Below are 23404 nucleotides of genomic sequence, written 5' to 3'. Positions count from 1 at the left end.
TTTTGTGTATAATCGACCGGGAAAAATCCTTACTTAATCAGCATCATCTTCCGGGTCTGGTTAAATCCGTTACCCGAAAGCTGGTAGAAATAGAGTCCGGAAGAAACGGGGGCTCCACTGCGGTCACGGGCCGACCACACCACGGTATTGGTACCCGCAGGACGGTCGCCATTGATCAGTTCGGCTACTTCACGACCAGTGACATCGTAGACCGTTAACCGCACTTTACCGCTCACCGGCAGGTTGAACCGGATGGTGGTGGAAGGATTGAACGGATTCGGGTAATTTTGTTCGAGTTCGAAGGAACCGGCCACTCCGGGCTTGTCATCCACGCTGGTAAACGTTTTCGGAGTCCAGAGCCTTTTGGTGGTGTAAATACGGTACTCGCCTGCTGCAAGCGACAGGTTCCCGGTGGTGTTTGAAATCTCGACCGAATCGGCTGTAAAGAAACTGTACCACCAACCGGTTTTTGAGAAATTCGGATTGATGTCGGCAGTGGTAACCCCAAAATTACCCAGTACCACCACATCCATATCGGCATGATACAGATTGATGCGCTTCATAGCACCACCGACATTCAGACTGACGTTGTTTGTCTCAAATGCAGGTTCTTCAATCTTAAGGCGGATAAGTTCGCTGAAGGTATCATACAACTTCCGGCGGTTGGTATCGGTCAGATACTCCCATTTGATGGGTTTGTTGCCGACCCTTCCATTGAAATCAATGCTGATGTCATAACCCAACTCGCCAAATTGCCAGATCATTTTGGGACCGGGAATCGAGAACAGGAAGGTAGCAGCCAGTTTGATCCGATCAATAGACGTGGCAAGTGTTTTGATATTGTATCCGCCCGAAGAATTTCCGTATTGCAGATTCTTATACATCAGCCTTTCTTCATCATGGCTTTCCATGTAGGTAACCACATGAGGAACAGTCCAGGTACGTGTGCCATAGTAAGCCCAACTTAAATCTGATTTACTTTGATCGTGATACCCCATGGTGCCTTCGTTGAAGTTTTTATTCATATTTCCCCACAACATGAAGCCGTGGTTGGCCAGCACCTTTTCCTCGGAATTGTCACCCAGATGTTCAAGAATCAGATAAGCCTCTGAGTCATAATCCCGCACCCGATCATACATCCGTTTCAGGATATCCACACGGGATTGATCATAATTTCCCCATAGCCCTACGTTGTCTCCCGAGTTTACCTGAGTAAATCCTTTCGAGAGGTCATAACGGTATCCATCCACCTTGTATTCCTGTATCCAGTGTTTATTGGCACGATCGAGGAGGTATTTGGTATGAACCGATTCATGATTCATGTCATACCCCACGTTGTAAGGGTGTCTGGCCACGGTGTTGAACCAATAGTTATCGGCAGAGGGAGGACCGTAATCACCAGTGGCATACAGACGAACCATGGAAGACTGACCAAAGGAGTGGTTATACACCACATCGATGATCACAGCCAGACCGATTTTATGACATTCATCGATGAACCGTTTCAGGTCGTTTTTGGTGCCGTAATACTTATCGGGGGCGAAGTAAAAGGCCGGGTTATACCCCCAGCTCTCATTTCCTTCAAATTCCTGAATGGGCATTAGCTGAACGGCATTGATACCCAACCGTTTCAGGTAGGCAAGCGAATCGATCAGCGTATCGTAGTCGTGGCGGGCAATGAAGTCGCGCAGAAGCAATTCATAGATGACCAGGTCTTCCTTCTTCGGTTTCACAAAATCGGTAACCTGCCACTCGTATTCTTCTTCATTGGTCTGAAAGACCGAGACAGGGAAATTGGTCTTTCCGGTCGGGTACGGTTTCAGGTTGGGATAGGTGACCGAGGGAATCCAGGTATCATCGGGGCTGAGCACCTTCTCGGTGTAGGGATCGGCAATTCGGAGCGATCCGTTCACCAGATACTGGAATCCGTATTCCTTCCCTGCTTCCAGGCCAGTGATGGTCACCCACCACATGACACTATCGGCCGATACCGAATACCGGTTCATAAAATACGCCGGATCGGGTTCCCAGTTCGAAAAATCGCCTATGACAAAAACGTGATCCTTTTTCGGTGCAAACAGCGCGAGAGTGACCTTGGTCGGATCGTCGTTGTAATAATTAATTCCGGGTTTGATTCCGGCAGGAACGGGAGAATCGGCAACCGGCGGAACCACGATGAAGGAGGTGTAGGCCGTATCGGTTCCGGAACCGGCATGAGCCACGGCCATCAGGACGGTTTTACCATCGGCCGAGGCAGTCACCGAGGTTTTCAGAGTATCGTTCATCACTTCCGTATTCAGGGATCCGTTCACATACAGAACGATCTTATCGACCGATCCGCCTGCGATGGCGGCAATGGCTTCCACATCGACTGCAGAGTTTTTGGCTACGAAGGAGGCGTTGGCCGGTTTATTGAAAATGACATTGAGATCGCCTTCGAAAATCGTCTGAAGGATGTCTTTTCCACCGGTATCCTTCCCTTCTTTCCAGGGACTGGTTGCACTGCGGAACACAAAGGCCAGTTTTTTAATCTTATCGCCCGAAGCCACACCATAGTAAGTTCTCGGGTTGGATATCGTAAGCGTGTACTTGTCGGTGGCGGTCCGGGTCAGTTTGGTTTCGGGGGTATTGGTTCCCCAATTGGTTTTGACATATTTCCAATCGGTATCGCTGGTGCTTTTATCGGTAATAACCCCGGTATGGGCATAGACATCGCCGGTAAATCCCTTCAATCCGGCGGTACCGCGATCGGCATAAAAGGTAATGGTGACACTTCCCGTTTCGGTCGGAAAAGCCGGATTGGTGGTGATCACCTGCGAAAAGGCAGCCGGGGCAACCAGAAGCAGAATCACGGTGAGCAGATTTTTCATAAGAGCTCCTAATCTCACTTGTTTTGACAATTTTTTACATTTTAGCAAAATGACGACTCTTTTGCAAGCGCTTTCACCTAAAAGAAGGAGCGGAAAAGCGTCCCTGTTTCTTCGGGGCACTCCTGCATGACCAGACGCAAAGCAAAGGCCTCGAGTCCGGTGCGGTGGCAGTATTCGTTGAGCAACAGGCCAGCCACCTGAGTCTGCGCCGGTCCGGCCGGACAGTCGAACCAGACGATATCTCCCGGGTTGGCGGTTGCCGCGACCAGCAGGCCGAGAGGGTCTTCTTCATGAACAACCGCCAGTCCCTGAAAGTTGCCGGTAAAATACATGTCATAAAACCGATCGAGGGCGTTATAATCGGGATTGGAACCCGCCACCATCCAGTCCAGCCAGATTTCGTAGTCGACTTCGCGGAAGTCGATCACCCAGACTTTCAGTTCAGAATGACTCACCGGATTCAGATCCGGCCGGTTAACCGGCGGTTTTCGATGGAATGAATCAGATCGGGAACCTGATTCCAGTGGGTCGCCACCGCATCGGCGCTGTTGGATTTCAGATCGGCAAGGTTGGCACCTGCATACAGAATGGACCCGGCACCAATGGCTCGAGCCCCGGTGATATCGGTCCGTTCCATATCGCCGATGTGCAGAAGGTCAGTAACCGGAATTCGGGCCGAATCGGCAATTTTGTGGTACATGGCCGGGTGTGGTTTCGACACACCATTTTCATCGGAGAAGGAGAGAAACGAAATGTACTGTCTGATTTCATAGCGTTCGAGAAGTGATAAGACCACCCTTCCAGGGGAAAAATGGGTGTCCGATATGATTCCGATCCGGTAGTCCGAAGCCAGTACCGGCAACACATCGGCCAGGCCGGGAGTCAGGGCCGGAGGGGCCACCAGAATGCCTTCCTCGAACAGGTCGGTCACCGAGCGGCGCAGTTCCTGATTGCCTGTCAGCCCCACCCGATCGAGAATCCGGTCGGTCAGGTCGGCTGTAACCGGGGTTCTGTGTTCATTTTTCCAGATCAGATCGAACCAGTGAACCTGTTCTTTGATCAGTTGTTCAGATTTTTCTTTGGACATATCGGGTACATGCGGAGACAGCAGACGGGTAAGCCCCGAAATGCGATGTGCCCGGCGTGCCTCGGTGTTGGAGGAGTCGATGATGGTATTCCACAAATCGAGTGAGATGACCCTGAATTTCATCCGACCAATTGCTCCAGATAGGACCGGAGTAACACTTTTGTCAGTTTGATGGATTTAGCCACATCGGGCTCCAGATCGGTAAGTGCCAGAACCGTCCAGTTTGGAGGAAATTTCAATCCGCCATCGACCTGACCGGCCAGAACCACCACCTGTTTGCGGAAATCGAGGAAATTGGTCAGCCATTTTCCCTGAAAGGTCTGAAAATCGATTTTTCCCTCGCCCGTCAGGACCACGTCTGCATGTGCAATGGCTTCGGCAAACCGGGGGGTTTTCGAAAACCACACCGTTCCATGTTCAAATTTACACGGAAGAAAAACCGAGGGAAGCAGCATAAGTCCGCCACCGGCCCCGCTCAGTTCCCGGGGAATGTTCCACTGAGTCCGCCAGGTGGAGAAAACCGATTTCAGAGTGGCCACATCGGTTGCCTTCAGGCCTTTCTGGTCACCATACAGGTTAATAAAACTATCGGATCCTTCCTGGGGAATGACCGCATCATAGATAAAATGAATCAGGGGGAATTTCGCGGTGGGCTTTTCGATCCGGCGGATGTCGGGCCAATCGGATGGATTGGCCGTCAGCGGTGCACCCGTTGCAGAGAGAAACCGGAAACCCAGTCCTTCGAGAATCCCGATACCTCCATCGATGGTGGCGGTTCCTCCCACTCCCACGTAGATTTCCGTCAGGGCAGGATACAGTTTCATCAGCGCCTGAATGGCCACTCCCAACGGGCGGCTGTTATACATCATGGGATTCCGCTGCGCAGCCGGAATCTGTTCCAGCCCAATCAGAATGGCCGATTCCAGGGCGGCGGACTTTCCATCCTGACTGATCCAGACCTTTTCGGGATTGTAAAACCGGGTCCCTAACCGTGGAATCTGAACCGTGATAAAATGGCCGGGCTGGCAGAGAGACAATGTATCGAGAAATCCGTTGCCACCATCCGAAGCCGGAAACATGGTCAGATTGCGGAATCCGCGGTTGAACAGGTACGCCTGAATAAATTCGGCAGCACCGCGTGCAGTGAGGCTGTCTTTAAATGCGGTCGGAGCGACCAGAATGTGTTGTTCGGGACTCAGTTTCATCAGGTATGGTTCAATAGTTTGATCTGTGAAAGAATCATGTTCAGAGCAATTTCGTTTTCGCCTCCCCGGGGAACAATCACATCGGCCCAGCGTTTCGAAGGTTCCACAAATTCGAGGTGCATGGGTTTGACGAAGGTGATGTACTGATGAAAGACACTTTCAACTGACCGACCGCGGTCGGTGATATCACGTTTCAGACGGCGGAGCAGCCGTTCATCGTCATCGGTATCGACAAAGATGCGGATGTTAAACAGATCGCGCAGTTTCTTTTCACAAAAGATCAGAATGCCATCCACAATGATCACATCGGTCGGATTCACTTTTCTGACTTCCTTCAGCCGTCGATGCGTGGAAAAATCATACACCGGCATTTCGATGGACTGCATCTTTTTTAACTGTTTGATGTGGTCGATCATCATGGCCGTTTCGAGTGCATCGGGATGGTCGAAATTGATATCGGTGATGGGGCGGTCGCCGTAAAAGGACAGATCGCGGTAATAGGAGTCATGGTTGATCACCACCAGTTTTTCAGGTCCGATGTGATCGGCAATTTTTCTGGTAAACGTCGATTTTCCCGAGGCAGTGCCCCCGGCGATTCCGATAATAAGGGGTTTCATAGCTGAACAGACAATTGGTTAAACAAGGGGTTGAACGGGTAACAAGATGTTGAATGTGGTTCCCTGACCGGGCGATGAAGCGACATCGATGGATCCGTGATGCTGCATAATCACCGAATACACGCCAGGTAAACCAAGAGAGGTTCCTTCTCCCACCCGTGTGGCAGCAAAAAACGGTTCAAAGACAGCAGGTAACTGCTCTTCAGGAATTCCCTTCCCCGAATCGGTCCAGCGGATGTGCATCATGGATGACAACACCGATCCCTTTCTGACCTGAAGAGTCTGGGTATCTATCTGAATCAGGCCCTTGCCATTCATGGACTCCTTGGAGAACAGGGCCAGGTTCACCAGCATGTCATGCAGCAGGGTTTCATCATACCGGATCCCATCTTCCTTTGCATCGGTATGCACATCCAACTGAATGCCATCACCCAGAATATCTTTCAGGGAAGGTGTTTCCCGGCGGATAAATTCATGGAAATGACCTGTGATAAAATCGGTGGCCCGGCGGGAACTGAACCCGACCAGTTGCCTGATCACGGCAGCGGCGCGTTGTGAAGCGGTGAGAATCTGGTCGGTATGTTCAAGAATTTTCTGGTCGGTGGTTCTCAGACGGATCAGCTCGGTATTGGGGATAATCACGGCGAGCAGGTTATTAAAATCATGGGCCACACCACCAGCCAGCCGGCCGATGCTTTCCATGCGCCGGGACTGGGCCAGTAACTCCTGCAGGTGCCGCTGTTCGGTCACATCGCGGAGAAAAAGCTGAAACATCAGCAGGTTATCACGAACCATGGCATTGGCTGTCAGTTCGAGGATCAGCCGGCGGTCATCATGGGCAGTCAGGGTTATCAGACGGGCTTCTTCACCAGAAACCGTGCCTGAACCGACCTTTTCGAGCCAGGTTTTTAAACTGACCCGTTCCTCGGCGGTAACCAGGTTCCACCAGTTTTCTCCCGCTTCCCCCATTCCGGTCAGGGTTTTAAACCGGTGATTGGCAAACCGGATGGTTCCCTCGTGATCGATGTGTACAATGCCATCCTGAGCCGTTTCGAGGAATCCGCGGATGGTGGCTTCTTTTTCGGTGGCCAGTATGGTCATCTCATTCAGCCTGCGGTTCTGGCTTTCAAGATTACTGATGGCGGACTGGACAGCTTCTGCCATTTCATGAAACCGTAGGATCAGGTCACCAATTTCATCGGAGGGCAGGCGATTAATCCGGAAATCATAATGTCCCTGCTTGTATTCCTCTGTGGCCAGAATCAGCCGGTTAACCGGTGCTTTCATAATTCTGGCCGACCCGATTGCCAGAATGGTACCCAGCGCCAGAAAAGCCAAAGCAACATAGATCAGTTCCAGAGTCATTTCTCTGACTGCTCTTTTCACCGAATCGGCTGAAAAGGAAAAAACCACCACTCCGTTAAAGGCAAACCGGTTTTTCTCTGTAAGACGCACGCCGGAAGTCACCAGCGGGGAAATGACCCAGAAATAAGCCGCCGTGTCAGAAGTGATCAGCACCGAGCCCCGATCAATCCAGTTGCGGTAATCGAACAACCGTCTTGACACACTATCGGGAAGAAACAGTTTGGAGGCCGCATCGGTTCTGAACGACAGAATGAGGTTTCCGCTGGCGCCATAGACATCGGTGGTTCCCGATTCGGGTAACCGGTTTAACAGCAATCCCACCCGTTCTGCCAGCGGCAGTGGTGAATTTTCGAGAATTTCATTAAAAAACACCGGCATGACCAGTTCGCAGGAGTTGACCGCATCGGCATGCAGACTGGTGATCAGTTCCTGCTTCTGCCTGTCAATCACCAGGTAAATCAGACCCGAAATGACGATCACAAGCACGCCCACAATCAGGGTGGCAAATTTGACAGATATGGGTAACCTGAGTTTCACCGGGCTCCTCTGTTAAGCAAATGTTCAACCGTTTCGCGGGAATCACCCGGGTATTTACGGAACAGCAGCATGGTCCGGACTTCCTTAGACAGCACATTGATGTCTGCGGAAGACCAGGTTGAAAGGGGTACCCGTCTGGCCGGAACCGTCAGCAATTCACGGGCGCCTGACCGGCTTTCCTTTCCTCTGATGATCTGGTTAATCTGACTGGTCATGGGTGGGTAAGCCACACTTTCCTTCAGCCAGCGGTCGTAGGAGAAATCGGAAACCAGAAATGTGAGGACTTTCCAGGCGGCTTCCGGGTGTTTGGTCCCTGACCAGATTCCCCAGCCGACCGTCGTCAGAATCAGAACCGGAGGCTGACCGGCTTCAGCGGCCGGGAATGGATAGATCCGGAAACGAAGGTCGGGAAAATTCTGTGTGAGGTACGGGAAGAACCAGATTCCCTCAATCACACTTCCCGCCTGCTGCCGAGCGAAATAGTTGGTCGATTCTCTCACGTTATATTCTGGCAGCATCCATTTATTCACAGCCCACCAGGAAAAGTAAGTGAGCGAAGGTCCGATTACCTCGGAAGGTTCGAATGGCTGAAGCGGGCGGTTCCCATACAGGGAAACCACAAGCGGAAAGACTTCAAAATCATGACCGCGAAACACCAGGGCCCCGACGTGTGTGTTTTGTTTAAAACCGGATGATGACATTTTTTCGAACCAGATGGCCAGGTCATCCAGCGTGGCAGGCCCGCCGGCTGACAGTCCGCAGGCCTCACGCCAGGTTTCGTTCACCACAAGGCCGATGTAATTAAAGTCTTTGGGAATGGCAAAATACTGGTTTCCGGGAAGACGGAACGCATCAAGGGCCGGTTGATGAAAATCGGATTTCCCCGGCGTTCCGCGTTCGAGAAACCGGTTCAGGTTCAGAACCCCGCCATGACTGATAAACAACGGCAGATCGGCATCACGCACATAAAAAATATCGGCAGACAACCCCGACCTGAATCCTGAAATGATGCTTTCATTGTAATAATCGGTCAGCGGGATGGGTTCATAAGTTGCCAGGATCTGATCCTGTGATGCATTGAACTGACTGATCCGGGCTTGTAATTCCTTCTGTTCTTCCTCGGATGTGGCCCAGCCTGATACCACGATTTTCTGCCGATCCGCAAGCGAACGGGCGTTCCACTCGGGAAACCCGTTCATTAAAAGCATCAGAAGCAGCGGATACAGTAAGGTCATTCTCAGGCCGTTATTCTTTAAAATCAGAAAAATAACGGATTCCGGACGGATTATCGACCAGACAATCCGAAAAAGGAGCGGAGGTTACCGGTGTGCAGTCAGCAGGAAGACCGGTCCTGACTGGTCATACCGGGTAACGGACAGGCCGTTTGATGTGAAATGGCGGATGATCTGATCCTTCGGGAGGAAGGACAGACCAGACCAGGAGAGGGCGGTCTGGATGGCTCTGCCTGCCGGGGATTCTGCAGTCTGGATTCCCATAAAAAAGACCGAGCCGCCAGGAGACAGCATCCGGTAAACCTGACGGAGAACCAGATCGGGATCGGCAAATTCGTTCAGCGATCCACCGCAGATCACCAGATCAACCGATTCCGGTAAAAAAGCCGGCTGTTCTGCATACTGTCTGATGTAGTGGAAACGGGGAACCGGACCGTTTAACCTTGCTGCCTGCCGGAGCATGGGAAGGCTGTAGTCAAGAAACCAGACCTGGGTTCCTGACAGGTGCTGACCCACCGTCCGTCCATACAATCCGGTTGAGCACCCCAGATCGACCACCACCCGGGGTGAGACCTGCCCGGCGAAGGTTTTCAGCCGGTTGAGTTCTTCCCGGACCGTCAGACGCCCGCGGGTCAGAATCGCCAGCGACTGGTGACGCCAGATTCTCTCATACGACCAGGCGGTGACGGTGAAAAGATTGCTGATCTGAGCAGCAGACAGGTAGGGGTCTTCCCCTGTGATAAAATCGACCGAACGGCCCGGAACCGGAAGCCGGAGTGGAACCCATCCGGAAGACGAAAGCGGATCGTTCAGATCCATGTGATTTCCCGGTACGAAACAGCCACTGGTTTACCTGACATCCAGGGGCGGATGGTTGACCAGGTTTCTCTGAAAAAAGCCGACATCCGGTAATGAGTCAGGTGGTCTTCAGTGTCCCACACCGACAAGGTGGAAAACACGGCAGGATCCTGTTCATCTCTCAGTAACTTCACATCCCTGCAACCCGGAAACGTCAGAATCACCGGTTGAACATGCTGATAGGTGTGCAGAAATTCATCCCAGCGGTCTTCAGAAAACCGCATGGTAACCAGCCGGTAAATCATTCCTGCACCTTTTCAACCACAATCTGTGAGCCGGGACGGATATCGAATAAACCAGCCGCATTGGCGTGAAAAACTGCCACTTCCAGATAGCCTCCCGAACCAATCAGGGCAACCGCATCGCCGGGTTCCACATCGCTGTAGGTGCGGGAAACCGGCAGCGGATCCCAGCCGGAGAGACTGACCTGCACAGGTTGACCAGCCGCCCAGTTTTCTAAAAACGAACGTGAAATATTCGAAATGGCATTTCCGAAATGATCGATGTGAATAATCTGCCCGATGATCCGGTTTTTGTCATACACCGGCAAACTCCAGCGCAGATCGGTCATGGTGGTTCGGCCGGGTCCCAGCAGATTCATGGGAACTCCGGCAGAAAGCCAGGCCGCGGCAGGTGAAAACACATCGCGACCATGAAAAACCGGACTGATTTCCCGGCTCAGATAGGCTGGATTCTGAATCGAAACCATCTGTTCAGGCTCGGTGGTATCGAGAGCAAGGGTGAGAATACCGTTATCGGGAGCCACAAAAAACTGTCCGTGATGAAAAACCGCAATGGCATCACGGTCTCCACCCACATCGGGATCGACCACCACCAGATGAATCGTGGCCGGCGGATAAAACGGCAGGGTATTGCGCAAGGTAAACGCGCCCTCGAGGATATTCTGCCTTCCGACAAGGTTGGATGTATGAATGATTTCGGCAGACGGATTGATCTGACGGATCTGACCAATCATGCAGGAAATATAGGAATCCCTGATTCCGAAATCGGTAGTAAGGGTGATCAGTCTGGCCGTTTTCATCAGCGGATAATTTCTATCTGAACATTGGCCAGTCCGGTACCCAGCATATCGAGTTCACGGGCAGCCCCATAACTGAGATCGAGGATCCGGTCATCGACAAAAGGACCCCGGTCGTTCACTTTGACCACCACTGATTTTCCGTTTGCCAGATTGGTTACCTTCAGTCTGGTGCCAAATGGAAGCAGCCGGTGAGCAGCCGACAAACCATACATGTCGAAGGTTTCGCCGTTTGCGGTTTTCCGGCCATGAAATTTTGCACCGTAATAACTGGCAACTCCGGTCAGAACCGCTTCCTCTTTCTTTGCAGGAACCGGGGTAGTGGCCTCCGGTTTCCGGGTTGGTCTTTTCTCGGATGTAAACCGGGCTGTGCTGCCGCACCCCGTCAGGAGACCGAGTGTGATTGCGCAAATAACCAGGGAAAAGCTTGAGACAGATCGCATATCAGAGATAGCTGGTCTTGTTCCGTAACTTCAGCTGATCCACCACGTTCTTTACTTTCTGGCTTTCACCCTTTTTACATATAAGAATTGCATCATCCGATTCAATCACAATAAGGTCATCCACTCCAACCAGAGCAACCAGTTTAGAAGCCTGAACCAGGTTTCCCGTTGACTGCCAGGCAATCCGGTCGGAAGAACCGGCATTTCCATCCTCCCCGATGGGAGTCAGACCGGCCACTTCATCCCAGCTGCCGACATCGGACCACCCAATATCTGCGCGGAGGGCCAGAACCAGATCGGCCTTTTCCATTACCCCATAATCGATGGATGTGTTGGGCATCCGTGAGTAGGCTCCCAGGAGCGCATCCTGATAGTCGGGAGTCCTGATAGCAGATTTAAGAATCATCAGTTCTTCATACAAATCCGGCATGTAGCGCTGGAAAGCCTCCAGGATGGCCTGTGTCCGCCAGATGAACATTCCGGAATTCCAGGTAAAATCCCCTGCTTCGAAAAACCGGACAGCGGTTTCATAATTGGGTTTTTCGGCGAAGGTTTTTACATGATAGGCAGAGGGAAATCCGTCAATCCGGATGTCTTCATCCAGTTGAAGGTATCCATAGCCCGTTTCGGGTCTGGTGGGTTTCAGACCGATGGTCAGCAGAGCATGGGGTTCTGCTTTCGCCAGCCGGATGGCCTGATCGAGCAGCCCGATAAATTCACTTGCCTTTCCGATGAGGTGATCACTCGGGAGCACCACCATGACTGAATCGGGGTCATGCGTGCTCAGATGAATGGCGGCAAGACCGATGGCAGCGGCTGTGTTCCGGCCAAATGGTTCCAGCAGAATCTGATTCGGCGGAATGCCGTTCAGCTGACGGCTCAGCAGTTCACGGTGTCCTTCATTCCCTACAACGAAAATCCTGTCTGGTGAAAACAGTGGGGCCAGCCGGTCAACGGTGGCGACAATCATGGGTTTCGGATTGGCGATGGGCAGAAATTGTTTCGGGGACTGGTTTCTGGAAACCGGCCAGAAACGGGTTCCGCTTCCGCCGGCCATGATGACAGCATAGTTCATTGGATGGGTCTTTCATTCCCGGTCACCGGTAAGGCAGCGCGGGCAGCTTCTAGTTCTTTTTTCATGGTTTGGGCCACTGACCGGTTGGGAGCAACTTCCAGAACACGGTTAAGGACCTGCATGGCTTCATCTGCCTGTCCGTTTGCAATATAGGCATGCGCCAGATTTTCCATGGCAGTAAAAAAATTAAATTGGTGTCTGATGGCAATCAGATAGTGGCTGATGGCTTTATCATACAAGCCGTATTCATGATACAGATACCCCAGATTGTTGTGGGCCATGGCATAGGTCGGATCCAGTGTGACAGCCAGATTCAGATAGCGGAAGGCATCATTCAGGTTTCCGAGTTTGAACTCGGCCACGGCCAGATTGTTGTAAATGTCGACATACCAGGGAGCCAGATTCACGAGTTGACGGTACAACCGGGCTTTTTCCTCCTGATCAGACGTGGTATCAGCGATGGATTTTATCTCAAGCTCGGACCAGGACAATTCACTTGATGCAAATTTTCCGGCAATTTCGAGATTGATCCGGGCTGTTTCATACGCCGGATCGGCCTTGAGTGACTCTGAAAAATAACGGGTGGCATTTTCTGTGTCACCTTTCAGCAGGCGCATGTGACCTTTGTTGTTCAGCAGCCAGGCATTCCCCGGCAACAATGCCAGCGCCTGATCGAAAATGGCTTCCGCCGAGTCATTTTCACCCAGATAAAAGTAGGACAACCCTTTTGCATTCAGCATCAGAGGATAGTCATCCGGAAGTAAATGGCTAACCTCATCGTTTAACTGGTTGGACTGATTGATGACAAACCGTGAATTTCCTGTATTAAGCGAATCGGCCAGGTCGGAAAGCAGCCGCTGAAGAGTCTCTTTACGGGCCGTTTTGGTTTCGCGGTTAAACGAAAGGTACTGGCAGGCAGTCAGAAATTGCAGGGCAGCCAACCAGGAAACCAGATGATAGGAAATCTTCACAGTTCGTCCTGTCATTCAGCCTTCAGCATTTTCCCGGTCTGATAAACGGTTTTTTCTCCGTAGCGGATAGCCGCCCGGTACAGATAAACTCCGTTGGCAACCCGGTCCCCGTCCTGATCGCGGCCATCCCAATGAATGGCATTGTGACCGACCACCGGTTTGCCGATTCTGATGGTTCTGATTTTAAGGCCGTTGATCGTAAAAATATGGATCTCCCCGCTTTCAGGATCCTCAAATCCGCCCAGTTCCAGATAAATCTGGGTTTCATCGGCAAAGGGGTTCGGGTAGTTGGCCATGTCACGGATTCCCGGAGAACCATCGACAACCACCTGCCAGGACTCGGTTTTGGGTTCAACCGAGTAAGGTCCGAATGGTGGCTGAACACTCACTTCAAAACGATTGATTCCTTCGACCAGTCCTGCCGTAAATTTCAGAATGCTTTCGGTCCTGTCCTCCGATTGTTTCAGAGTCAGAGAGTTACCGGCCGGCACAGGCGCACCATTCAGGTAAATACCGATCCGGGTGGTATCATCGAGTAACAGATAGTCGGTGTACCCGATCACCACTTCATACTCGCTGGTTTTGGGCACCAGACTCCGTTCGGATGTCAGCAATTCGGTGGCCCGGTGGTACAGCCGGATATCCGGATTGAAATCATCCACACCTGTTGCGACCACCACCGACATGGAATCGGTAACCGTTGAAAATTCATCCAGAATACCGGCACCGGTTAACGTCATGGAGAGCAGATAGTCCCCCGTATCGGTAAGCGTTCGGGCAGGAACGGAAAATTGAACTGACATACGGGATTGTGACCGGAATATCGTTGAATCCACTGTATATAAATCACCGGTGGTTTTACTGATTTTGAAACGGATAGAAACCGGGGAAAGCGGATCGGCTCCCGTACTGAATAAAACAGCGCCATAACTGAATGGGGCTCCTACAATCACTTCAGGTTCCGGTACCACTGAACTGATCAGTCCGGACCGGATGACAGGAGTAAAAACAGACTCCCCTGCCACCAGTCTGATGCTGGTATCCGGAGTCGAATTGGAAAACCGCAAAAACAATGTATCAGCATTGTCCACCGGAAGGATCTGTTTTCCCGCTGGGAGATCCAGCCAATCGGAATTATTCAGCGACCAACCGGTTCCATCAGAATGTTGGTTGCTGATGGTAACCGAGCTGAGCAGGACCGGTGCTTTCAATGGTATTTTCAGGTGACCAGTTGCCGGATAGGCTTTCAGATTCTTTTCAACATAAACGGTCAGCAGACTGCTTCGTGCCCACCCTTCAAGCAAGGGTTTGGGGGTATCATCCAGTTTTACAGCAAACGCCCATCCCTGCCGGCTGGCAAGCGAATCGAGATAACGGCTCCCCAGCGAGCGCATCAGTGATTTCAGGGAGGGTGTCAGTCGCCGGCTTCCTTCATCCTTCACCGCAAAGGCCAGAATATCCCGTGTGGAAAGCCGATCCCGTATCCAGTTTTCCAGCTTTCGGGTATTGGCTGTATCCAGATAGGTATCAAACTCGGTGTATTCCCTGATGCTGAGTGTGACACTATCGAGTCTCGCAGCCAGCATGCCGCGAAACTGACCAAAAACAGTGGTGGATCCGCTGGTGATATAGGCAGTATTGATGGCGTCAAATCCAGCGCTTCCGATGGCAAACAGCTGATCGGTTGGTTCGAGGCTTACTGTTCCATTCTTCAGACGGACCCCATTTCCGGCCAGAATCACCGGTGGGGATGATAAACGGTTTTCCAAACCGGTGGCATCGGTGTAAAAGGTCATGTCGGTGGGTTGCGGATTGTCATTGGTCTGATACCGGAGGGTGACACGGGTTTCAGCGGACAGTCCGCGGAGATCCATCACCAGTGAGTCCAGGCCATTCATCAGCCGGTTTCCCGAACCCAGTAACTGACCATCCTGATGGAGGACCTGCCAGGTGACCGTTACAGGCCGGGGAGCATACAACCACACCGTTTTTTCTTCGGCCCTGATGTATTGCTGATCGACCAGATTGTAAACCGTCAGCCGCTGCTGCGGAATGGTAACCGGGACAGCCAGTCTGTTGTTGGCCTGATCTTCATCCTCGGCGTTCCACCAGGAAACGGATGCCTCGAGAGGCCAGGTCCCGGGTTGAGTGATTGTCAGGGTATCATAAACGGTCTGGTAAGAGCCGGTCAGACGAATGGTCCTGGGTTGATAAATCATTCCATCGGGCAAACCGGTCAGGTCGATCAGCACCGAATCACCGGTAACCATTCCGTTATTCTGAAGATTATAGCGAACCACCACCGTTGAATCATTCACTTTCCAGGCCAGCGTCTGCGGAGTCAGTGATATATCGGGTTTCATCCGGATGGGAATTTTCAGGGATGGATCCCCGATGTAAATGTATTGCCGGATGATAGACCGTACTCTGTCATTGGTGCGGTAGCGGACCGCCAGAGAATTTTTGGCCCGTGTGATTGCTTCCATAAAAACCGGATTCCGGTTTTTGAACAATTCGGTGTAAATGCCACGAACCAGAATGTCATCAAGGTCAATGTAGCCCAGCCCCGAAGTTCCCATGAACCCGATGGCCCCGCGGTCTCCCGCGAGAACGAATTCCTCGGCGAAACTATCCTGGTTCGGATTGGCAATGTCACCGGTAAAGCAGGTCATGGAGGTAATGAACGGATACAACGTATTTCCGCCAGGCAGTGACCTCACATCACTCAGCATCAGATCCCAGGTCCGGCTGCCGGCATGACCGACAAAACTGACCATTCCGACCCCTTCTTTGAAAAGTTTCTGAATTTTGGGAGTTTCTCGTCCTGCATCCAGATACCCTTCCGTCCGCTTGATGACGGTGTCGATCACACCCGCAATGGAAGGATCGTAAACAAATTCATTGATCAGTCTGGAGGTCTGATTAAAAAACAACCTGATTTCGTTTTTATCAAAACCGCCATTGATAAAACCAAACCGTTTGATATTCTGATGGTTGCGGGCCTGTTTCCTGTACTCGGTCAGCTTGGAAATAAACCGGTATCCATCGGCCTCGGTCGTGAGCGGCAGACGACCGATCGGAATGAAGGAGTACACGCGGTTGGTATCGGCAAAGGCCACCATCCATTGGTCAGAAACGGGATTTCCGTAGGAAGGAACAAAATTCCGTTTTCCAAAACGGGAAGTGATTTCACGATGATCCCAGCTGGAATTTCCAACCAGCAGCACATATTTCAGCGATGAGTTGCGGTTGTATTCATCCCAGAGAAAGGATTTAATGGCATGAGGGGTGGGATTTCCTGCGGAATAAGTCCAATAAACCGATGGGGTCTCCACCACCCGGCTGGTCACGCCATCCATATCCTTGCGAAGAATGGAGTAATCATCTGCAAAGGAACGGAAGTCAGGATGGGTGATGATGATCATTTGTTCCTGACCTGTTGAAAGTGATTCAACCGGATTGGGCGTTTTCATTGGCTGGTTTTTGGCAAGATTGGCCAGAATCCAGCGGGAGCCGGTCAGACCGGATACTGAAAAGACAATCCGCTTGACCGATGAAATCGAATCCTTCAATGCTGGTAGCACAACCTGACGGGATAAGGTATCAATCAGAACAAAACGGGAAGCTGGTGCCACATGAAAACTCAGAAACTGACTCTGGCGCAGATTGCCTGGTTTCTCAAATTCCAGATACGTGGTATCGAGTGTTCCGGCGAACCGGCCGGCTATTTTTACCCAGTCCACATAAATGCGGTCAACGGATGTATTGGTGAATCCGGTATTCTTTATGGTCACATTCCGGCTCTGACTGCTGGAAACGGTCACGGGATAGGTTATATCACTCAGCGTATACCCCGAAAAATCCTGGTCACGACTCTGACCCTGGAAGGTGACCGATACCCGGTGATCAGGATTGGTGGCGGAATCCCGCGAAATTCCCCTGACCCGGACGGTCAGTGTGGCACCCCGGGTAAATCCGTTGATTACAGCCGGAAAACCGACCGTATGAGATCCGCCCTTGTTCAGTGATTTCATAACCCAGGTTTCGCCGCTGACCCGCTCACTCCAGTTGGTGCCGGTATTTTCCCCCTGATAGTATTCGGCATCGGTTTCCACATGAATGGTAAAACCAAGTGTATCCACCGGTCCGGTGGTGTAACCGGATAAGGAAGAGGTGACCACCTGATAGGGAAGGTTATCTGGTCCCGAGGGGTAGAGACCAAGCGGCTGAGAAAGGCTGTACTGATTCAACATCTCCCCGGCAAACTCCGGATCGGAAGACCGGTCAGGAAAGACCACCAGATAAGGTTGACCCTGATAGGAAAACCAGGGGATGGATTGACTGTAATGGGTCCGCACCGTTACAGACGTCAGGTCAGGAATCTGTTCGGGGGCCACCCGGACAAGGCCAGGTTTATCGACAGAAAGAAGGGATTGTGCAAAAACGGCCGAACTTCCCGCCCAGCACATCATAAAAACCACGGGCAACAGCCGTCGAGTAATCATAAACCTCCCCGTAATCCGGCTACCGTTTAACCATTCAGACGATGCCGGTTCTCTCTGAACCACCGGACGGTTTCACGGATTCCCTCATCAAGTGAAATTCGTGCAGACCATCCCAGTGAGGTTAACCGGCCGACATCCATCAGTTTGCGGGGAGTACCATCCGGTTTGGTGGTATCGAAAACAAGATCACCCGAAAAACCGGCAGCAGAGGCAACCGAGGTAGCCAATTCCCTGATCGTCACATCGGTTCCGGTGCCAATGTTAACAAAATCGTTACCCGAGTATGTTTTCATCAGAAATACACAGGCATCGGCCATGTCATCCACATGAAGAAATTCCCGTCGTGGCGTACCGGTTCCCCAGACCGTCACGGTTTTTTCTCCCGTTTCGGCGGCCGTAACAAATTTGCGGATCAGCGCCGGGAGAACGTGGGAGTTTTCCGGATGAAAATTGTCATTCGGACCGTACAGGTTCGTTGGCATGACCGAAATGAAGTTGGTACCATACTGACGGTTGAGATTTTCACACAGCTTAATGCCCGCAATTTTTGCGATGGCATAGGGTTCATTGGTGGGTTCAAGCAATCCGGTCAGCAGGCTGTCCTCCTTCAGAGGCTGAGGTGCCAGCTTTGGATAGATGCAGGAACTTCCCAGGAACATCAGTTTGGTGGTGCCGGTTTTCCAGGCACTTTCAATGACGTTATTCTGGATTTTCAGGTTTTCGAGCAGAAAATCGGCACGGTACACATTGTTTGCATGAATACCCCCGACTTTAGCTGCGGCCAGGTAAACCAGAGCCGGTCGCTCTTTTTCAAAAAATGCACGGACGGCCACCGAATCGGTCAGATCCAGTTCTGAACGGCCTCTGGTCAGGATATTGGTATATCCATCCCTCTGTAACCGTCTTACAATTGCAGAGCCTACCAGACCACGGTGACCGGCCACAAAAACCGGCAGATTCAGTTCACTCATCCGCGCGCAACCTTGATCTTATGCGTTCTTTCAATATGCTCAATATCGGCATCCACCATCAGCCTGACCAGTTCCCTGAACGTGGTTTTGGGTTGCCATTTCAGAACGGTTTTTGCTTTTGTGGGATCCCCGATCAGCAAATCCACTTCGGCCGGACGGTAGTAAACGGGATCAATATCCACGTAGGATTTATAGTCACGTCCCACATATCCGAATGCTTCCTCCAGAAACTCGCGGACCGTGTGTGTCTCTCCGGTTGCAATGACAAAATCATCGGGAACATCGTGCTGAAGCATGAGGTACATGGCTTCCACGTATTCTTTGGCAAATCCCCAATCCCGTTTGGCATCCAGATTACCCATGAAAAGTTTATCCTGCATGCCGGCCAGAATATGGGCCACCGCGCGGGTGATTTTGCGGGTAACAAACGTTTCACCACGACGGGGAGACTCATGGTTGAATAAAATACCATTTGTTGCGAACATGTTATAGGACTCCCGGTAGTTCACCGTAAGCCAGTAGGCATAAACCTTGGCGGCGCCATACGGACTGCGCGGATAGAATGGGGTGGTTTCCTTCTGCGGCACTTCCTGAACCAGACCATACATTTCCGAGCTGGAAGCCTGATAGAAACGGCAGGTATGACCGGTAATCCGCATGGCTTCGAGAATGCGGGCGGTCCCCACACCAGTCACATCACCGGTGTATTCAGGAATATCAAAGGAAACCCGGACGTGCGACTGAGCGGCCAGATGATAAATTTCATCCGGTTCAATTTTGTGAATCAGGTGAATCAGATTGGCCGAATCAGCAATATCACCATAGTGCAGAAATAACTGCACGTTATTAACATGAGGATCCTTGTATAAATGATCAATCCGTCCCGTGTTGAAAGTGGATGCACGACGGATGATACCATGGACTTCGTACCCTTTCGAGAGGAGCAGTTCTGTCAGATACGATCCATCCTGACCTGTAATACCGGTGATCAGCGCCTTTTTTTTCATTGATTTTCCTTGTTGTTAATATGCTGCCTTATCGCCGCGGACCATCCGCCAGGCGGTTAATAGAATGATTTTCATATCGAGACCGAAGGACCAGTTTTCGATGTACCAGATATCATACTGAACCCGTTTGATCATCTTTCGCCTTGTTTCTGTCTCACCCCTGAATCCGTTCACCTGAGCCCATCCCGTCAATCCGGGTTTCACATAGTGCCGGACCATGTATTTTCCGATTTCTTCCTGCCATTGTTTGTTCAGCTCGACCGGGTGGGGTCTTGGGCCAACAATGCTCATCTGTCCTTTCAGAACATTGATGATCTGTGGTATTTCATCCAGGTTGGTTCGTCTGAGAAAACGGCCGACCACCGACACACGCGGATCGTCCTGGGTGGCCTGCCGGAACTCACCCATGCGGTTCACATGCATGGACCTGAACTTGTAACAATCGAACACCCCGCCCAGCGCTCCGTTTCTGGGCTGCTTGAAAAACAAAGGGCCCGGTGAATAAATCCGGTTCAGAATGGTCAGAACGATCATCAGGGGAGGCATGATAATGATCAGAGAAACCGATGCAACCACCAGATCGAACAATCGCTTGACGATCCGGTTGGCTGGATTCTGCAAGGGTTCCTGTCTGACCCGAAGAATGGGCACTCCATCGAACGAGTCGAGAACAGCTCCCTTGTTCAGCTGAGCAAAAAAATCAGGAACAATCCAGCTTCTGATGCCTGCCTGTTCGCAGGAATCAATTACCGGACGGATCTGAAACCGGTCACCACTTGACACGGCAATACAGACTTCATCAACCCGGTTTTTCTTAAGATACTCATACAGGGATTGCACATTGGCCATCACCAGGTTTCGTTTCCTGACCAGAACGGCCTCGTCATTCTGAAGATATCCGATAATCTGGTAACCCAATTCTGGCCGCTGAATAATGTGTTTTTCGATAATGGAAGCCACTGCCCCGACTCCCACGATCAGCAATCGCTTGCTGTTCTGTCCGCGGGCACGGACTTTATAGGTGTACAGCCGGTAAAATACCCTGAAAGCACTTCCGAGCGTCAGAAAAAACAGGGTGAACGCGATGAGGATTTCCCGTGAGACAAAATTCCAGCGGGCCACCACAATGGAAATCGAAATCAGGGAAACATAAATGGAGATGTACTTGATGAACTCGGTCAGGGTCACTGTGATGGAAATAATCCGCTGTTCACGGTAGACCGGAAACAGAAAGGCACAGATAAACCAGATAAAAACGAGATACAGAAAGAACAGGCTGTACGGATCCCGTTCCATCAGGGTCGGAAAGTGCCCATACCAGACGAAATGAGCCAGGTTGATGGACACCAGGATCATCAGAACATCAGATATGAACCGGATTCGCTGGGAAAAGGAGACCAGATATCTGTTCATAGCTTGGAAAAGTAGGATTTACCCAATTTAAAATCCATTCAGATTCCGGTTGCTGCGACCCTGATCACCCAAAGGTCAACAAGCCGCATCATGGTAAACGGCTTACCACACGGGTCATGACGGTGGTCATTTTTGGTTCGGCCTCATTGGCAATGGCTATGATTTCTGAAATGTTGACGGGTTTGAGCGAATCGGGGAAACAATCATCGGTGAGAATGGAGAATCCCAGTACCCGGGTTCCCTGGTGATTGGCAACGATCACCTCAGGAATGGTCGACATTCCGATGGCATCTGCACCGATGGTTCTGAGCATCCGGTACTCGGCAGCTGTTTCCAGATTGGGTCCTGTCATGGCCGCATAGACGCCTTTCTGAAGTCTGATTCCCGATTCCAGTGCGACTTTTTCTGCAAGGGCAATCAGGGATTTCGAATAGGGTTCGCTCATATCGGGGAATCGCGGACCCAGGCTGTCATCATTGGGCCCAATAAGCGGATTCGAACCAAGCAGATTGATGTGATCGGAAATGATCATGATATCCCCTTTCCGCCATTGGGGATTCAGGCAGCCGGCGGCGTTTGAAACAAGCAGGGTGGTGACTCCCAACGCCTTCATAACCCTGACGGGAAACGTGATCTGTTCCATGGTGTAGCCTTCATAGAAGTGAAAGCGCCCGCTCATGGCGACCACCGGCTTTCCGCCCAGGTTTCCAAAAATGAGTTTCCCGTGATGGGATTCCACAGTGGATGTGACAAAGTAGGGAATATCACGGTAGTCGATTTCACAGGAAATGGTGATTTCCCGAACCAATCCGCTCAGACCGGTGCCCAGAATAATTCCGACGGCAGGGTTTTCCTTGGTTTTTGACCGGATAAAACGGGCAGCTTCTTCAAGACGGGTTTTCAGCATGGTCAGTCCAGTGTGTTAAGCAAATGATCGAGGTTGATTTTGCGCGGTGCGGGGGGTGTTTCAGGTATCTGTGGGGTCTGTGCCGAAGGAACGGTTGGGGCCGGAACATCAGGGACGGCAGGCACCTGAACCGGCGGATTCACGGGAACCCGGGGAGCTGTTTCTCTGAGTTCTGACCTGAAATCGTCCACATTTTTTCTGAAGGTGGTCAGAATGCCATCCAGACGGTTGAGAAGATCGGTTCTGGTCTGTTCTAAAAACACGATCTGCTGTCGGACTTCATTGGCTTCATTTCTTGCTGAATCCACCAGTCGGGCAGCCTTCAGGTCAGACTCACGAAGGGTGGCCTCTGCCTGCTGTCTGATCAGTTCCATCTGCTGACGGCTGGTTTCCTCGGTTTTCTTCAGGGCCTGCTGCAGGACTTGTTCCACCTGCCTGAAATCACGCACCTGAGTTTCCAGTTCCACCACCCGGGTTTGCAAGTCGCGGTTGCGGGTATTCAGCTGATCCCATTCCGCAGCCATTTCTTCCAGGAATTCGCGCACATCTGCGGGATCAAATCCCCGCATCACTTTCCTGAATTCTTTCTTTTTAATATCGAGCACGGTCAGATTCATACAGGTGCGGATCTCTCTCCAAAAATCGCTGAACCAATCCGGACCAGATTTGATCCGGACCGGATGGCTTCTTCAAAATCACTGGTCATGCCGGCAGAGAACAAGGAATCCGGCCGGTTTCGGATGGAATCGGGAATAACCGAAAAAAATCTGAGAAATTCATCCCTGATCTGTTCTTTATCATCGGTGAAACTGGCCATGGTCATGGTGCCCTTCACCTCAATGTTCGTCAGTCCGGCTGCGAAACGGACCAATCCGGGCAATTCCGTCGGCAGACAGCCATGTTTGGTTTCTTCGCTTGCCACCCTGACCTGGAGAAGAACCGGGATCACACGGTCAATTTTTTTACCCTGTTTATCAATTTCTGCAAGCAGATCCGGCCGGTCTGCCGAATGAATCAGATGAATGAAATCGGCGATGTATTTCACCTTATTCGTCTGAAGGGATCCGATCAGGTGCCATCGGATATCGGCCGGAAGCAGATCCTTTTTATCAAGAAGTTCCTGTACCCGGTTTTCACCAAAATCGCGGACACCCAGGTCATACAATTCCCTGATGGCACCGGCTGGCTGTGTTTTTGAAACCACAACCAATGATACCGAACCCGCCGGACGGCCCGATTCAATGCAGGTTTTTTGAATTCGGCGGATGATTTCCTGATAATTGGCTGTCACCATACAACTGT

The 23404-nt window shown here is 51.4% G+C and carries 20 protein-coding genes; all 20 read right to left on the bottom strand.

The window, feature by feature from the left end; all coding sequences use genetic code 11:
• Positions 1 to 29: 29 nt before the first annotated feature.
• Positions 30 to 2870 (bottom strand): T9SS type A sorting domain-containing protein, encoded by a 2841-nt coding sequence (locus tag HUU10_03795; protein NUQ80713.1) that lies wholly within the window; start codon positions 2868 to 2870, stop codon positions 30 to 32.
• A 77-nt stretch (positions 2871 to 2947) separates the two neighbouring features.
• Positions 2948 to 3325 carry a hypothetical protein gene (locus HUU10_03790; GenBank protein NUQ80712.1) on the bottom strand — a complete coding sequence of 126 codons (378 nt, stop codon included), beginning with the start codon at positions 3323 to 3325 and terminating at the stop codon, positions 2948 to 2950.
• A gap of 5 nt (positions 3326 to 3330) precedes the next feature.
• On the bottom strand, positions 3331 to 4080 hold the full coding sequence (locus HUU10_03785) for an HAD family hydrolase (GenBank protein ID NUQ80711.1): 750 nt from the start codon (positions 4078 to 4080) through the stop codon (positions 3331 to 3333).
• Positions 4077 to 5162, bottom strand: a complete 1086-nt coding sequence (locus HUU10_03780) for a glycerate kinase (GenBank protein ID NUQ80710.1) — start codon at positions 5160 to 5162, stop codon at positions 4077 to 4079. The genes HUU10_03785 and HUU10_03780 overlap by 4 nt, the downstream gene beginning before the upstream one ends.
• Positions 5162 to 5779, bottom strand: a complete 618-nt coding sequence (udk, locus tag HUU10_03775) for a uridine kinase (GenBank protein ID NUQ80709.1) — start codon at positions 5777 to 5779, stop codon at positions 5162 to 5164. Before udk ends, HUU10_03780 begins: the two co-directional genes overlap by 1 nt.
• A gap of 18 nt (positions 5780 to 5797) precedes the next feature.
• The gene (locus HUU10_03770; GenBank protein ID NUQ80708.1) at positions 5798 to 7681 is read right to left on the bottom strand and encodes a PAS domain S-box protein; all 1884 of its coding nucleotides are present in this window, start codon (positions 7679 to 7681) and stop codon (positions 5798 to 5800) included.
• Positions 7678 to 8916 carry an extracellular solute-binding protein gene (locus tag HUU10_03765; GenBank protein ID NUQ80707.1) on the bottom strand — a complete coding sequence of 413 codons (1239 nt, stop codon included), beginning with the start codon at positions 8914 to 8916 and terminating at the stop codon, positions 7678 to 7680. Before HUU10_03765 ends, HUU10_03770 begins: the two co-directional genes overlap by 4 nt.
• Before the next feature lie 84 nt (positions 8917 to 9000).
• The gene (locus HUU10_03760; GenBank protein NUQ80706.1) at positions 9001 to 9732 is read right to left on the bottom strand and encodes a class I SAM-dependent methyltransferase; all 732 of its coding nucleotides are present in this window, start codon (positions 9730 to 9732) and stop codon (positions 9001 to 9003) included.
• A complete protein-coding gene (locus HUU10_03755) occupies positions 9723 to 10016 on the bottom strand; it encodes an antibiotic biosynthesis monooxygenase (GenBank protein NUQ80705.1) in 294 nt (97 codons plus the stop codon). The genes HUU10_03760 and HUU10_03755 overlap by 10 nt, the downstream gene beginning before the upstream one ends.
• On the bottom strand, positions 10013 to 10813 hold the full coding sequence (locus tag HUU10_03750) for an SAM-dependent chlorinase/fluorinase (protein NUQ80704.1): 801 nt from the start codon (positions 10811 to 10813) through the stop codon (positions 10013 to 10015). Before HUU10_03750 ends, HUU10_03755 begins: the two co-directional genes overlap by 4 nt.
• Positions 10813 to 11253, bottom strand: coding sequence for a septal ring lytic transglycosylase RlpA family protein (locus HUU10_03745; protein ID NUQ80703.1), 441 nt, complete (start codon positions 11251 to 11253; stop codon positions 10813 to 10815). The genes HUU10_03750 and HUU10_03745 overlap by 1 nt, the downstream gene beginning before the upstream one ends.
• 1 nt (position 11254) lies before the next feature.
• Positions 11255 to 12328, bottom strand: a complete 1074-nt coding sequence (locus tag HUU10_03740) for an NTP transferase domain-containing protein (GenBank protein NUQ80702.1) — start codon at positions 12326 to 12328, stop codon at positions 11255 to 11257.
• The gene (locus HUU10_03735) at positions 12325 to 13314 is read right to left on the bottom strand and encodes a tetratricopeptide repeat protein (protein NUQ80701.1); all 990 of its coding nucleotides are present in this window, start codon (positions 13312 to 13314) and stop codon (positions 12325 to 12327) included. The genes HUU10_03740 and HUU10_03735 overlap by 4 nt, the downstream gene beginning before the upstream one ends.
• Positions 13311 to 17804, bottom strand: a complete 4494-nt coding sequence (locus tag HUU10_03730; protein NUQ80700.1) for a hypothetical protein — start codon at positions 17802 to 17804, stop codon at positions 13311 to 13313. The genes HUU10_03735 and HUU10_03730 overlap by 4 nt, the downstream gene beginning before the upstream one ends.
• A gap of 26 nt (positions 17805 to 17830) precedes the next feature.
• The gene (locus HUU10_03725; GenBank protein NUQ80699.1) at positions 17831 to 18775 is read right to left on the bottom strand and encodes a GDP-L-fucose synthase; all 945 of its coding nucleotides are present in this window, start codon (positions 18773 to 18775) and stop codon (positions 17831 to 17833) included.
• Positions 18772 to 19782 carry a GDP-mannose 4,6-dehydratase gene (gmd, locus tag HUU10_03720; GenBank protein NUQ80698.1) on the bottom strand — a complete coding sequence of 337 codons (1011 nt, stop codon included), beginning with the start codon at positions 19780 to 19782 and terminating at the stop codon, positions 18772 to 18774. The genes HUU10_03725 and gmd overlap by 4 nt, the downstream gene beginning before the upstream one ends.
• A 15-nt stretch (positions 19783 to 19797) precedes the next feature.
• Positions 19798 to 21195 carry an undecaprenyl-phosphate glucose phosphotransferase gene (locus HUU10_03715; protein ID NUQ80697.1) on the bottom strand — a complete coding sequence of 466 codons (1398 nt, stop codon included), beginning with the start codon at positions 21193 to 21195 and terminating at the stop codon, positions 19798 to 19800.
• Between the two features lie 88 nt (positions 21196 to 21283).
• Entirely contained in the window at positions 21284 to 22108 is an 825-nt protein-coding gene (locus HUU10_03710) for a purine-nucleoside phosphorylase (GenBank protein ID NUQ80696.1), read from the bottom strand.
• Positions 22105 to 22719 carry a DivIVA domain-containing protein gene (locus HUU10_03705; protein NUQ80695.1) on the bottom strand — a complete coding sequence of 205 codons (615 nt, stop codon included), beginning with the start codon at positions 22717 to 22719 and terminating at the stop codon, positions 22105 to 22107. The genes HUU10_03710 and HUU10_03705 overlap by 4 nt, the downstream gene beginning before the upstream one ends.
• On the bottom strand, positions 22716 to 23396 hold the full coding sequence (locus HUU10_03700) for a YggS family pyridoxal phosphate-dependent enzyme (protein NUQ80694.1): 681 nt from the start codon (positions 23394 to 23396) through the stop codon (positions 22716 to 22718). Before HUU10_03700 ends, HUU10_03705 begins: the two co-directional genes overlap by 4 nt.
• Positions 23397 to 23404: the final 8 nt, after the last annotated feature.

Source organism: Bacteroidota bacterium, assembly GCA_013360915.1.
Classification (GTDB): Bacteria; Bacteroidota; JABWAT01; order JABWAT01; family JABWAT01; genus JABWAT01.
The sequence above is the reverse complement of the archived record's forward strand: the minus strand, read 5'-3'. Positions and strand labels throughout refer to the sequence as shown.

What these genes read in the sequence shown, in the direction of transcription:
- HUU10_03795 (NUQ80713.1), bottom strand. Translation starts at nt 2,870, where the DNA reads ATGAAAAATCTGCTCACCGTGATTCTGCTTCTGGTTGCCCCGGCTGCC.
- udk (NUQ80709.1), bottom strand. Translation starts at nt 5,779, where the DNA reads ATGAAACCCCTTATTATCGGAATCGCCGGGGGCACTGCCTCGGGAAAA.
- HUU10_03730 (NUQ80700.1), bottom strand. Translation starts at nt 17,804, where the DNA reads ATGATTACTCGACGGCTGTTGCCCGTGGTTTTTATGATGTGCTGGGCG.
- gmd (NUQ80698.1), bottom strand. Translation starts at nt 19,782, where the DNA reads ATGAAAAAAAAGGCGCTGATCACCGGTATTACAGGTCAGGATGGATCG.
- HUU10_03700 (NUQ80694.1), bottom strand. Translation starts at nt 23,396, where the DNA reads ATGGTGACAGCCAATTATCAGGAAATCATCCGCCGAATTCAAAAAACC.
- HUU10_03785 (NUQ80711.1), bottom strand. Translation starts at nt 4,080, where the DNA reads ATGAAATTCAGGGTCATCTCACTCGATTTGTGGAATACCATCATCGAC.
- HUU10_03705 (NUQ80695.1), bottom strand. Translation starts at nt 22,719, where the DNA reads ATGAATCTGACCGTGCTCGATATTAAAAAGAAAGAATTCAGGAAAGTG.
- HUU10_03760 (NUQ80706.1), bottom strand. Translation starts at nt 9,732, where the DNA reads ATGGATCTGAACGATCCGCTTTCGTCTTCCGGATGGGTTCCACTCCGG.
- HUU10_03765 (NUQ80707.1), bottom strand. Translation starts at nt 8,916, where the DNA reads ATGACCTTACTGTATCCGCTGCTTCTGATGCTTTTAATGAACGGGTTT.
- HUU10_03715 (NUQ80697.1), bottom strand. Translation starts at nt 21,195, where the DNA reads ATGAACAGATATCTGGTCTCCTTTTCCCAGCGAATCCGGTTCATATCT.
- HUU10_03735 (NUQ80701.1), bottom strand. Translation starts at nt 13,314, where the DNA reads ATGACAGGACGAACTGTGAAGATTTCCTATCATCTGGTTTCCTGGTTG.
- HUU10_03745 (NUQ80703.1), bottom strand. Translation starts at nt 11,253, where the DNA reads ATGCGATCTGTCTCAAGCTTTTCCCTGGTTATTTGCGCAATCACACTC.
- HUU10_03750 (NUQ80704.1), bottom strand. Translation starts at nt 10,813, where the DNA reads ATGAAAACGGCCAGACTGATCACCCTTACTACCGATTTCGGAATCAGG.
- HUU10_03740 (NUQ80702.1), bottom strand. Translation starts at nt 12,328, where the DNA reads ATGAACTATGCTGTCATCATGGCCGGCGGAAGCGGAACCCGTTTCTGG.
- HUU10_03780 (NUQ80710.1), bottom strand. Translation starts at nt 5,162, where the DNA reads ATGAAACTGAGTCCCGAACAACACATTCTGGTCGCTCCGACCGCATTT.
- HUU10_03725 (NUQ80699.1), bottom strand. Translation starts at nt 18,775, where the DNA reads ATGAGTGAACTGAATCTGCCGGTTTTTGTGGCCGGTCACCGTGGTCTG.
- HUU10_03755 (NUQ80705.1), bottom strand. Translation starts at nt 10,016, where the DNA reads ATGATTTACCGGCTGGTTACCATGCGGTTTTCTGAAGACCGCTGGGAT.